Annotated in this window: 12 protein-coding genes; 7 read left to right on the top strand and 5 right to left on the bottom strand. The window is 56.0% G+C overall.

Translation table 11 applies throughout. From position 1 onward, the window contains the following. Positions 1–227 precede the first annotated feature (227 nt). Complete coding sequence (locus BN1233_RS32100; protein ID WP_046867698.1) at positions 228–449, top strand: hypothetical protein; 222 nt, start codon at positions 228–230, stop codon at positions 447–449. 196 nt (positions 450–645) lie between these two features. On the opposite strand, the gene BN1233_RS51575 is transcribed toward BN1233_RS32100, so the two are convergent. Beyond that, the gene (locus BN1233_RS51575; protein WP_048709374.1) at positions 646–960 is read right to left on the bottom strand and encodes a helix-turn-helix domain-containing protein; all 315 of its coding nucleotides are present in this window, start codon (positions 958–960) and stop codon (positions 646–648) included. A gap of 76 nt (positions 961–1,036) precedes the next feature. On the opposite strand from BN1233_RS51575, the gene BN1233_RS45170 reads away from it, so the two are divergent. The 5 genes from BN1233_RS45170 to BN1233_RS32125 all read left to right on the top strand — a co-directional run bounded on the left by BN1233_RS45170 (position 1,037) and on the right by BN1233_RS32125 (position 8,494). After that, positions 1,037–1,270 (top strand): helix-turn-helix domain-containing protein, encoded by a 234-nt coding sequence (locus BN1233_RS45170; protein WP_074078409.1) that lies wholly within the window; start codon positions 1,037–1,039, stop codon positions 1,268–1,270. Between the two features lie 58 nt (positions 1,271–1,328). Beyond that, positions 1,329–2,270: a Shedu anti-phage system protein SduA domain-containing protein gene (locus BN1233_RS32110; protein ID WP_244470940.1), complete on the top strand. Its 942-nt coding sequence runs from the start codon at positions 1,329–1,331 to the stop codon at positions 2,268–2,270. A gap of 189 nt (positions 2,271–2,459) precedes the next feature. Then, positions 2,460–4,073 carry a class I SAM-dependent DNA methyltransferase gene (locus BN1233_RS32115; protein ID WP_082145781.1) on the top strand — a complete coding sequence of 538 codons (1,614 nt, stop codon included), beginning with the start codon at positions 2,460–2,462 and terminating at the stop codon, positions 4,071–4,073. After that, the gene (locus tag BN1233_RS43625) at positions 4,063–5,304 is read left to right on the top strand and encodes a restriction endonuclease subunit S (protein ID WP_052764019.1); all 1,242 of its coding nucleotides are present in this window, start codon (positions 4,063–4,065) and stop codon (positions 5,302–5,304) included. Before BN1233_RS32115 ends, BN1233_RS43625 begins: the two co-directional genes overlap by 11 nt. A 52-nt stretch (positions 5,305–5,356) precedes the next feature. After that, positions 5,357–8,494 (top strand): type I restriction endonuclease subunit R, encoded by a 3,138-nt coding sequence (locus tag BN1233_RS32125; protein WP_046867700.1) that lies wholly within the window; start codon positions 5,357–5,359, stop codon positions 8,492–8,494. A gap of 46 nt (positions 8,495–8,540) precedes the next feature. Here the strand turns inward: BN1233_RS32125 and BN1233_RS47565 are convergent, their stop codons facing one another. Then, positions 8,541–8,807, bottom strand: coding sequence for a hypothetical protein (locus tag BN1233_RS47565; protein ID WP_147707666.1), 267 nt, complete (start codon positions 8,805–8,807; stop codon positions 8,541–8,543). A gap of 51 nt (positions 8,808–8,858) precedes the next feature. Between BN1233_RS47565 and BN1233_RS32130 the strand changes: the two genes are divergently transcribed. Further along, positions 8,859–9,317: a hypothetical protein gene (locus BN1233_RS32130; RefSeq protein WP_046867701.1), complete on the top strand. Its 459-nt coding sequence runs from the start codon at positions 8,859–8,861 to the stop codon at positions 9,315–9,317. Between the two features lie 226 nt (positions 9,318–9,543). Here BN1233_RS32130 and BN1233_RS32135 read toward each other — a convergent pair whose 3' ends face one another. The 3 genes from BN1233_RS32135 to BN1233_RS32145 all read right to left on the bottom strand — a co-directional run bounded on the left by BN1233_RS32135 (position 9,544) and on the right by BN1233_RS32145 (position 11,639). Then, positions 9,544–10,101: an HNH endonuclease gene (locus BN1233_RS32135; RefSeq protein WP_046867702.1), complete on the bottom strand. Its 558-nt coding sequence runs from the start codon at positions 10,099–10,101 to the stop codon at positions 9,544–9,546. Further along, on the bottom strand, positions 10,098–10,613 hold the full coding sequence (locus BN1233_RS32140) for an HNH endonuclease (RefSeq protein ID WP_082145776.1): 516 nt from the start codon (positions 10,611–10,613) through the stop codon (positions 10,098–10,100). The genes BN1233_RS32135 and BN1233_RS32140 overlap by 4 nt, the downstream gene beginning before the upstream one ends. Before the next feature lie 144 nt (positions 10,614–10,757). Further along, the gene (locus BN1233_RS32145; protein ID WP_046867703.1) at positions 10,758–11,639 is read right to left on the bottom strand and encodes a 3-hydroxybutyryl-CoA dehydrogenase; all 882 of its coding nucleotides are present in this window, start codon (positions 11,637–11,639) and stop codon (positions 10,758–10,760) included. Positions 11,640–11,715: the final 76 nt, after the last annotated feature.

Here is an 11,715-nt window from a genome sequence, read left to right on the forward strand (position 1 = left end):
CCTGTACTCGACGGGACGCCTCAGGTGACCGAACTCATCTCTGATGCGCACTTCGCGGTTGGGGAAGGCATCCTTGCGGCCAGCAAAGTTCGCAGACCCTGTGCGCGGTGCGGGTCCGCTCAGGACGCATCTTGATGTCGCGTCTTGTTTGCCGCTCGTTCGTCCTACTTGGGAAGCTTGTTGTCACTCTCGCCAATAGGTAGAGCCAGAAGGGCGGATGCCGCTGCTTGAACGCGTGCGCTCGCTACACGAGCCTCATTCCGCATCTCGATCACAAGTTCAGCTATTTGCTGTATCTGCCGCTGAAGCCGCCGTACGTCTTCACCGATCACCATTCTCATGCCGTCAGCGCCATGGACGGCGTCGGTCATCCGGTCAACCCCGACCCATTGAAGCATGAACTCGGTGATATGAGCCCAACTTACGAGATGGACGACAAATTCACTTGAGTCCCGCCGCCGCCGACCACCTGCCGGTATGCGGGGCTCCAATCCGTGTTGACTACACCACCTGATGAAGTCGCTGCGCCATCTCTCACGAGTTCGACTGACACCTTCTGCCCAGATAGAGACCCTTAGCTCTGGAGCATTTCTGTCCAGCATGTGCAGCGAGATGCCGAAGCGCAACGCTCCGTAATCAGCATGGTCAAACCGAAATGACTGCATGGCCGCCTTCGTTCTTGCATGTCTCGGGACTGCCAACTTGACGACGAGGGCGGTATCTCACCCCAGGCCCTTCAGGACCTACATCGTCTAAGATGAGTGTCACTCCCTCCTGCTCAGGGAGTTTCTGGAGCTTTGCGAGGGTGCCCGTGAGGCGGTTCGTTGCAGTGCCCGCCTCGATACGCCGCATCGTTTTCTCACTTATCCCGGACCGGCGTGCCGCTTCCTCAATGCTCAGCCGCAGCGCTTCTCGCGCGGCCTGTACGCGAAAATCGGAGAGCGTGAGGAATGGTACCATGGTTTCCCGGCTAAGAACGGTGAAAAGCTACTCATAGTCTGTCGATCCATGGTCATCAATAACCCACGCTGCACGCGTGGTAAGAGAACGCAACAGCATATCACTCCGGAAGCTATTTGCCGCGAATCTCCGTCGAGAGCGGGAGGCCCGTGGATTCTCTCAGGAGCACCTTGCTGATCTTGCGGGGCTGCATCGAACCTATGTCGGGTCGGTCGAGCGGGGCGAGCGGAACATCAGCATCGACAACGTCGAGCGTTTGGCCGCTGCGCTTCGGCTGGAGCCTACGGCTTTGCTTAGGAAGCAACCCTAATTTGCCGCAAAAGGATAGCGGAGTATATTGAAGCCTCTCGGGGGGAGGCGATTTGGGGATGAAGGTTCATATAAGGAAGCACGACCAGAGTACGCGACCAAATCTCGAAAACAGTAAAACAATCACTCTAAAAGAGGGGCCAAAAGTTCGCAAAGTTGCCAAGCATAACGTTGTCTTGGATGAGCACACGGGGAAATTTCATCACGACGCTTTTACAATCAAGACGTATGCCCTGCGCAAAAATACATGCGATTTGGACCAGAGGCGCTCGATATCACTTGATGGCGCTGAGGCCCAGGCGCTGGCTGATTTCATCATCGCTGCTCGAAGCGGAGCTTTACCTTCAGAAACAGGTAGTTTTGTCCTAGCACGAGCAGAGGCGGCGAACGCCAGTGCCACTCGCAAGTTGCAGGCTTTTTCAGACCCAGAACGGGCAAACGCTCTTAGTCTCCTACTGAAGCAGGCGTCCGAAAACCCCAGTGTCTTTGCAGAGGTTCTTGAGAGAGCCGCGAGCGATGGTGCCTTTATGGAGAGGGCCGCCGCCGCGATCAATCTGGCTATCTATAGGCAGGCAGTTTCCGAGTTGGAGAGGCTGATTGCTACATCAGATCGAGAGGGCGATTTCCAGCGGCTACTGTCGCGCCATCCTTGGATGTTCGGGAGCGGATATAGCTCGCAGCTTGATCGTCGCCGCTGGACTCGCGACGAGATACAAGATTTTGTTTTGAGGCGAACAACCGATGGTTATGTCGAGCTAATTGAGATCAAGACGCCAATGAACGGCACGAGGCTGTTCAACCGGGACTCGTCTCATGACACCTACTACCCAAGCGCCGACCTCTCGAAAGTTGTCGGACAGGTGATGAATTACCTGGAGAAGCTCGACCGTGAAAGGAACTCTATCAAAGCAAACGATGGTGAAGACACAACCAAGACGCGCGCCAAGATTGTAATTGGACGTGACGGAGATAATGCGCAGCGGCAGGCCCTATGGCGTTAAATGGCCACCTCCATCGCATTGAGGCGCTTACCTTCGACGATCTTTTGCGTACGGCACAACGGGTAATTGCGTACTTGGAAGAGCCGATCCAGGCATAGTGATCCTCTATTCAACTGGAAAGCGAGGGCCGTTGCTCTTCCTTTTTAGGTAGCGTTTAGGCATGAATCGAATCAAGGAATGGGGGCAGGCATGGCTGGGCGTGGCCGACCAAAAAAGGCAATCGACGAGCAAACGGGGAACGGCAGGGCCGCTGCAAACAGGGCTAAAGCCAACGGCAACGGTGCTAATCTCGGCTTCGAGGCCGAGATGTTCAAGGCTGCCGACAAGCTCCGTGGCAACATGGAGCCGTCCGACTACAAGCACGTTGTGCTAGGTCTGGTCTTCCTAAAATATATCTCAGACGCCTTCGAGGCGAAGCATACCAAGTTGCTGGCCGAAGACCCGGAGGCTGCCGAAGACAAGGATGAATATCTTGCGGAGCAAATTTTCTGGGTGCCGAAGGACGCTCGCTGGGCGCACCTCAAGGCGAACGCGAAGCAACCGACTATCGGCACCCTCATTGATGACGCGATGCGAGCCATCGAGGCTGATAATCCGTCTCTGAAAGGGGTCCTGCCGAAGGATTACGCTCGGCCCGCCCTCAACAAAGTAATGCTGGGCGAGCTAATCGACCTCCTATCGAACATCCCGATGGGTAGTGAGACCAGCGAGTCACTCGATATGCTGGGAAGGGTGTACGAGTACTTCCTTGGTCAATTTGCCGGGGCTGAGGGTAAGCGCGGTGGAGAGTTCTATACGCCGCGCTCGGTGGTGAAGACTCTCGTCGAGATGCTGGAGCCGTTCAAGGGACGCGTCTACGACCCATGCTGCGGCTCTGGCGGTATGTTCGTGCAATCTGAGAAGTTCATCGAGAATCACGGTGGTCGGCTCGGCGACATTGCAATCTATGGCCAGGAGTCGAACTACACGACGTGGCGGCTCGCCAAAATGAATTTAGCCGTACGCGGGATTGACGCTGACATCCGCTGGAATAACGAAGGCTCCTTCCACAAGGACGAGTTACGGGACCTCAAGTTCGATTACATCCTCGCCAATCCACCTTTCAACGACAGCGACTGGGGCGGCGAACGGCTTCGAGATGACCCGCGCTGGAGGTTTGGAGCGCCTCCTCCAGGTAATGCAAACTTCGGGTGGCTTCAGCACATAGTTCATCACCTTGCCCCGAATGGTACAGCAGGCGTCGTCCTTGCTAACGGCTCAATGTCGTCCAACCAGTCGGGCGAAGGTGAAATCCGACGCAAGCTTGTGGAAGCTGATTTGGTGGACTGCATGGTCGCCTTGCCGGGGCAGCTATTTTACTCGACCCAGATTCCAGCCTGCCTTTGGTTCTTTGCTCGTAACAAGAACCCCGGAGATGGCATGCGAGATCGTCGTGGGGAAGTTCTTTTCATCGACGGACGAAACCTTGGGCGTATGGTAGACCGCACGAGGAAGGAACTAACTGACGACGACATTACAAGAATAGCTCGAACATACCACGCGTGGCGAGGCGAGCGGACAGCAGGTGAATACGCCGATGTGGCGGGGTTTGCGAAAGCGACGACTCTCAGTGAAGTAGAAAAGCACCGTTTCGTGCTAACACCAGGACGTTACGTCGGTACTGCCGGTACAGAGGAAGCCGTTGGAGCATTCGTTGATCAATATGCAATACTGCGCCAGACATTAGAGGCGCAATTTGCCGAGGCTCAACAATTACAGGAACTTATCCGGACGAGTCTTTCAAGGATTGGCAATGAACTCTGAACCCGTGCTCGTGAAGCTCGGCGATGTCGTTGACCTTCTGACTGGATTTCCCTTCAACAGTGAGTCCTACACAGATGATCAAAGCGCCCCACGCCTTCTGCGCGGTGACAACATCGCTCAGGGCGCGCTGCGTTGGAATGGAGTTAAGCGCTGGCCAACGGAATGGGCGCATCAGCATCAGCGCTATTGGCTTCAGAGTGGTGATATTGTCATCGCTATGGATCGACCATGGATCGAGGCTGGTCTGAAATACGCTATAGTGAGACCTGAGGATACGCCTTCACTTCTTGTGCAGCGTGTCGCTCGCCTGCGGGCACGGGAAGACCTTGATCAGACCTACCTAAGATATGTGATAGGTAGTAGAACGTTTACCGACTACATCCTTTCTGTTCAAACGGGCACGGCTGTGCCGCATATCAGCGGCACTCAAATCAAGGATTATAGTTTTCTTCTCCCACCGCTTCAGCAGCAACAGGCGATTGCCAGCATCCTCGGGGCGCTTGATGACAAAATTGATCTGAACCGTCGCATGAACGAAACGCTTGCGGCAATGGCACAAGCAGTTTTCAGGGACTGGTTCGTCGATTTCGGCCCAATTCGCGCAAAGAGGGAAGGCCGACCTCCTTATCTTTCACCGGAGCTATGGTCCCTGTTCCCTGATCACCTGAACGACGAGAATTGTCCGACCGGCTGGTCAACTAAGCCATGGCGAGAAATCGCATCGCTGGAGTATGGCAAGCGACTTGACGGATATCAGGCCTCTTCAGGCGATGTGCCAGTGTATGGCACAAACGGACTTATTGGTTGGCACAATCAGGCGCTTTGTCCGGAGGCTGGCGTCATAATTGGACGGAAGGGTGCTTACCGAGGTGTCCACTTCTCGGATAAACCGTTTTACGTAATCGACACAGCATTTTATCTGAAGCCGAAGTCAGAAATAAGTCGGCGCTGGGCCTACTACTCTATTTCAGAGTATGACATAAACTCGATGGACAGCGGATCAGCCATTCCATCGACAAGTCGAGAGGACTTTTATAGGATTGAGGTACTTTGCCCTCCTTCAGAAATACAGCGCCGGTTCGATGAAACTCTTGCGCCGCTATGGGAAAGACAACGTGCGAGTAACGTCGAATCTGAAACTCTCTCCAAAATGTTGAACCTACTCGTCCCCAAACTCGTGTCCGGAGAAATCCGAGTAAAGGATGCCGAGAAAATTGTAGAGGCAGCATGATCAAAGCGATGACGGCCGTCGGCGTGGCAGTCATCTACTTTAGGGCGGTCAAATGCCATTCTTGAGTGAAGCTGAGGTTGAAGGTAGCCTAACTGCGCAGTTTCAGGGACTCGGATACTCGCATGAATCCGATGCGAGTATCGGCCCTGATGGCTCCGCGTCCGAACGCGAGAGCTACGGCGATGTCATTCTTCTACGGAGGCTTACTGCCGCCATTGAGCGCCTCAATCCTTTAATCCCCGAGGAGGCCCGTGCCGATGCGCTCCGTAAGGTTTTCCAGACAGAGACGCCAAACCTTGTCACCGAAAACCAACGCATCCACAAACTTCTGACTGAAGGCGTTCCCGTCGAGTTCTACGGCTCTGATGGCACCATCCGAGGCGGGAGCATTCGCCTGATCGACTTTGATAATTCAGAAAACAACGACTGGGTGTGCGTAAACCAGTTTACTGTCATCGAGGGCGGCGCAAACCGGCGACCGGATGTCGTCGTGTTCCTGAACGGACTTCCTGTCGCCGTCATTGAGCTAAAGAACCCCGGTGACGGCAATGCAACCCTTACTGGGGCCTACAATCAGCTTCAGACCTACAAGGCACAGATTCCAAGCCTCTTCCGTACGAATGCCGTCCTGGTGATCTCTGACGGTCTGACCGCGCGCGTTGGCTCTCTGACAGCCGATGCCGAGCGATTTATGCCCTGGCGTACCACCGATGGTCGGAAGGTCGCTTCCAAAGGCGTCCCTGAGCTTCCAACACTTATCGAGGGCATCTTTGAGAAACGTCGATTTCTCGATCTCCTGAAGGACTTCGTCGTTTTTCGGTATGGCACTGAGGTCACCAAGGTACTCGCGGGATATCATCAGTTCCATGCTGTCCAGAAGGCCGTACGGGAAACCATTCTTGCATCCGGAACAGGCGGCAACCGAAAAATCGGCGTGATCTGGCACACCCAGGGCTCAGGTAAGAGCCTGCTCATGGCCTTCTACGCCGGTCAAATCGTCAAGCACGCAGCAATGCAGAATCCCACCCTCGTCGTCATCACGGATCGTAACGATCTTGACGACCAGCTTTTTGGGACATTCGCATCCTGTGCCGATCTCATTCGACAGGTGCCAGTCCAGGCGACCGGCCGTGACGACCTGAAGGCGAAGCTCGCTGTGGCTTCGGGCGGTGTGATCTTCACCACAATGCAAAAGTTCGCCCCTGAGAAGGGCGAGACGACCTTCTCACTGCTCACGGACCGGCGCAACGTCGTCGTTATCGCCGACGAAGCCCACCGGAGCCAGTATGGTTTTGGAGCACGAGTGGACGCGAAGAGTGGCCAAATTTCGTATGGCTTTGCCAAGTACCTCCATGACGCTCTGCCCAACGCCTCGTTCATTGGCTTCACTGGGACGCCCATCGAGAAAGAGGACGTGAACACCCGCGCCGTCTTCGGCGACTATATTGACGTGTACGATATCAGCCGTGCCGTCGAGGATGGCGCGACCGTTCCGATCTACTACGAGAGCCGATTGGCGCGGATTGAACTCGACGAGGACGAGAAACCTTGGATCGACGCCGAGATCGAAGCGTTGACCGAAGATGAGGCAATGGAGGAGCAGGAGCGGCTCAAGCGCAAGTGGGCCACCATCGAAGCCTTGGTTGGCTCCGAAAAACGCCTGGAGATGATCTCAGAGGACTTGGTCCGCCACTTTGAGGATCGCTCTGCTGCGCTTGGTGGCAAAGGTATGATTGTTTGCATGAGCCGCCGTATCTGTGTGGCACTTTATAACGCAATCACGAAGCTCCGCCCTGATTGGCATAGTTCAGATGATACCCAAGGTGCGGTAAAGATCGTAATGACCGGAGCCGCGACCGATCCTGCCGATTGGCAGCCTCACATTGGCAACAAGGCTCGGCGCGATCTCATTGCCAAGCGGGCAAAGGCTCCATTCGATCCCTTAAAACTCGTGATCGTACGAGATATGTGGCTGACGGGATTCGATGCTCCGTGCATGCACACCATGTATATCGACAAGCCAATGCAAGGCCATGGCCTCATGCAGGCTATCGCCCGAGTGAACCGGGTGTTCAAAGACAAACCAGCAGGACTAATTGTCGATTACATCGGAATTGCTCAAAGCCTGAAGAGCGCTCTCGGTCAGTATTCGCCGGGCGACCGCAAAGAGGTCGAAATGGACCCGAGCGCGGCAGAAGCCGTTCTCCGGGAAAAGTACGAGATCGTACGGGCGATGTTCCATGGCTTCGACTATCTGACAGCACTACAAGGCACGCCTATCGAGCGGCTGAAGATGATGGCATCGGCAATCGAATGGGTGCTGGACTTCCAGCAGAAGGCAGCCGCCCAAGAGACAACCGAGGAGGGCAAAAAGAAAGCGCATCGCCGCTTTGACGATGCTGTCGTCATGTTGACCAAAGCCTTCAATCTCGCCTCTGCAACCGATTTTGCACGTTCCGTTCGAGAGGAAGTTGGCTTCTTCCAGACCATTCGAGCCGCGCTGACGAAATCCACCCCAGGAAGCGAGATGTCGGCGATAGCCCGGGACCTTGTGGTCCAGCAGATCGTCAGCCGCTCCGTCATCTCGACCGAGATCGTGGATATCCTCAGGGTGGCTGGGATCAAGACCCCCGATATCTCGATCTTGTCTGATGAGTTCCTAGCCGAGGTCCAGGCGATGGATCGTCCAAACCTCGCGCTTGAAGCTCTCCGAAAGCTCATAGCGGGTGAGGTGCGTGCTAGGAGCCGTACGAACATCGTTGAAACCCGTGCGTTCTCCGAACGCTTGGATGCCGCGATTGCCCGCTACCACTCGAATGCGCTCACAACTGCCGAGGTACTCCAGGAGTTGATTGCGCTGGCACGAGAAATTCGTGCGTCTCGCCAGAGAGGCGAGGAGCAAGGGCTCTCACCTGAAGAGATCGCATTCTACGATGCCTTGGCCGAGAACGAGAGCGCCGTGGAAGTAATGGGCGACCAGAACCTACGCGTCATCGCTCATGAGCTTCTCGTCAGCATTAAGAGCAATTTGTCGGTGGACTGGATGCACAGGGAGTCCGCACGAGCAAGGCTTCGAGTTCTGGTGAAGAGAATTTTGCGAAAGTATGGGTACCCGCCAGACCTTCAGGACGCCGCGATCCAGACGGTCATACAGCAGGCCGAGGTGCTCTCGGCTCGGTGGGCGCACTAAGGCTCGTCTGCTTGCGGTTCTCGCCACAAAGGTGTGGTGATCCTGTCTATTCCCATTCCCGCTCCTGAGGTGGGCCATCATCTCGCTCGAACTGTGGAAGTTCAGTCAGAAGATCATAGCGTCGTGCCGACGTACCAGTGAGAGATGCAGTGGGAACTGGAACCGTTTTAGGCACTGGCTCAGTGAATTCGACCGAGGCGGATGAGCCATCCAGCGCAACTATGATGCCGCGCGTGCCAGCCGGGTAGGTCACACCATCTTCGGTGATAGCCTCGGCGAGAATAACTGGTTGGTTCAGTTCAAAACTCGGCATCAACAGATGATCTCCCAACCAGAGGTCGAAAGGAAGATACTAAATACATGTATGAAACTTTTCGAGATCGCGACCCCATCGCTCTATTTGCGCAGCCACAACAAGCACGCTCCAAGTACGCTCGTGCGTCCAGGTCAATCCCCAAGTCCGTTGACCGCCAAGGTCGAAGGCTGCTTGGAGAAGGGGCGGCCAGAGGGCCGCCTCTCGCGAGGGAACAGCATTTTCCTACAAGGTCAGCCTGTTGGAGTTGCACCATACATCTATTTGGTGAAGCCCATCGGGCTCCTCGAACGGGGAAGTACCGGCTGGATCAAGATGCTGATCAGCAACGATGTTCAGGATCAGCCATTGATCGACATGTGGGTCGCAAGCTACTGGGCAGGAGCCGATTGCCCTACCGTGCCGGGCGCATGGGAGTATCGCGCACAACAGGTGCAAATCATACGGCTTGTGGGTGGCACTTCCATGCAGCGGAAGACCGAGAAATGGGACTGGCTGAAAGCAGTTTGACTCTCACTAGATGATCTTAGCCTTAAGCTGTGGCATAATTGGTCTTCTGCCAGGACCAGAGATGATCGGAAGACCAGCTTTGGATGTTGCGGGAGGGGTGGCGCGAGCCACCCCTCCACGTTTCTGAAGCTACGCAACGAGAACGGCACCAGACGTTCATTCAGGTCTTCCCTCCGTAGCTGGGATCACACGTCTGCGGCAAGCTGGCACCAATACGGCGAACTTATTATTCGTCGAGCGCGCTGTCCCAGTACAGGTAGTCCAGCCATGATTCATGCAGGACATCCTTGTGCTGAAGCCGCCTTGCGCATTCGTCTAGCTGGTGCGGAGTTGGCTCGAATGGTTGGCGCAACAATCGAAGACCAGCCTGTTTGAGCGACTTATCACCCTTGAGGAGATTGTCTCTCTGGCAAGAAGTTACAACGTTTGTCCAGTTTGTGAGGCCGCCCTTGCTGCGTGGAGTGACGTGATCGAACGTAAGTTCCTTGGTATCGAACATGTCGCCGCAGTACTGGCAGCGATATCCGTCACGAAGGAACACGTGATATCTAGTGAATGAGACGCGTTTTCGCTTGTAGTACTTTTTTAAGGCAACAACCGAAGGGATTTTGAACGACTCACTAACTGAGTGAACCTCATGTTCGTATGTGCAGACCTGCGACACTCTGTCCTGGAGAACTGCGACTAGAGCATCCTGCCAGTGCCAGACTGAAAGAGGTCCCCAACTCAGGGGTTGCATATCAGCATTCAATACGAGGGTCGTGAGATTGGGGATGTGATTCATACCCCTGCCCTAACGTGACTATAGTGGAGGCGCAGGAGTGTGGCCGGTTTAACGATACTAGAATACAGAGCTTGGCGATATATATGTTTGGTAAAGCATTGAAAACGCTTCAACAATATGGCCCTGGCTCTGCACAAGTTGGTCCAGGTGGTCTGGCCCCCCTTGGAGCGGGGGATGACGTGGTCGAAGGTCAGATCCTCGCGGGCGCCGCAATATTGGCAGGTGAAGCAATCGCGGAGGAAGACGTTGAAGCGGGTGAAAGCCGGGTGACGGGTCGGTTTGACGTAGGTCTTCAGCGAGACCACGGAAGGCAGGCGCATCTCGAAGCTCGGACTTCGGACCGTCCTGTCGTATTCCGAGACGATGTTCACCCGGTCGAGGAAGACCGCCTTGATGGCATCCTGCCAGCACCAGACCGACAGGGGATAATAGCTCAGAGGCCGATAGTCGGCATTGAGCACGAGGGCCGGACAGGCATCCGGTCGGACGGCGGGTTGGACGTGAACTGTCACTCCACCTCCTCTGATGAAGCGAACACCCCTCCTCAGTCTACAAAAACGATGACAGGCTTGTGAAGCTCTCGTTCCGGTCGGTCTGCGACCGGTCACGGGATCTTGTGGACCGTCGTGGTCCGACGCGGCTGCCGTCGGACCGGGTCAGCGGGTCGGGACCGGCTTCTCGCCCCGATAGTCGTAGAAGCCGCGCTTGGCCTTGCGGCCGAGCCAGCCGGCTTCGACATATTTCACGAGCAATGGACAGGGCCGATATTTCGTGTCGGCCAAGCCGTCGTGGAGCACCTGCATGATCGAGAGGCAGGTGTCGAGCCCGATGAAGTCCGCGAGCTGCAGGGGACCCATCGGGTGGTTCGCCCCGAGCCGCATCGCGGTGTCGATCGCCTCGACTGACCCCACACCCTCGTAGAGAGTATAGATCGCCTCGTTGATCATCGGGAGCAGGATGCGGTTGACGATGAAGGCGGGGAAGTCCTCGGCAACCGTCGCTGTCTTTCCGAGCTTGCCGATGAAGGCCTTGGCGGCCTCGAATGTCTGGTCCTCGGTCGCAATGCCGCGGATCAGCTCCACGAGCTGCATGACCGGAACGGGATTCATGAAGTGAATCCCGATGAAGTGCTCCGGACGGTCCGTCGAGGCGGCCAGACGCGTGATCGAGATCGACGACGTGTTCGTTGCGAGAATCGCGTCGGGCTTCAGGGAGGTGCATACGTCCTTGAAGATCTTGCGCTTGACCTGCTCGTTTTCGGTCGCGGCTTCGATCACGAGATCGCAGTCGGCGAGGTCCTCGGAGGAGAGGGCCGGCTGGATGCGACCGAGCGCTGCCTGACGCTCGGAGTCCGTGATGGCCTCCTTTGCGACCTGCCGCGCCATGTTGCCGTTGATCGTCGCCAGTCCCGCGTGGATGCGGTCCTCGTTGATATCGCTGAGGAAGACCTCGAGGCCTGCCAGGGAGCAGACATGCGCGATCCCGCTGCCCATCTGCCCGGCGCCGATCACGCCGACCGTCTTGATGTCCCTTGTCATACGCCAACTACCTCGAGGCTGATGGTTGCTCTCCGCCCAGGGGCTCTATCGCCCGGCTTTGTCGAGTTCCTGTGCG

Source organism: Microvirga massiliensis, from assembly GCF_001006805.1.
In the GTDB taxonomy this organism is placed as follows: domain Bacteria; phylum Pseudomonadota; class Alphaproteobacteria; order Rhizobiales; family Beijerinckiaceae; genus Microvirga; species Microvirga massiliensis.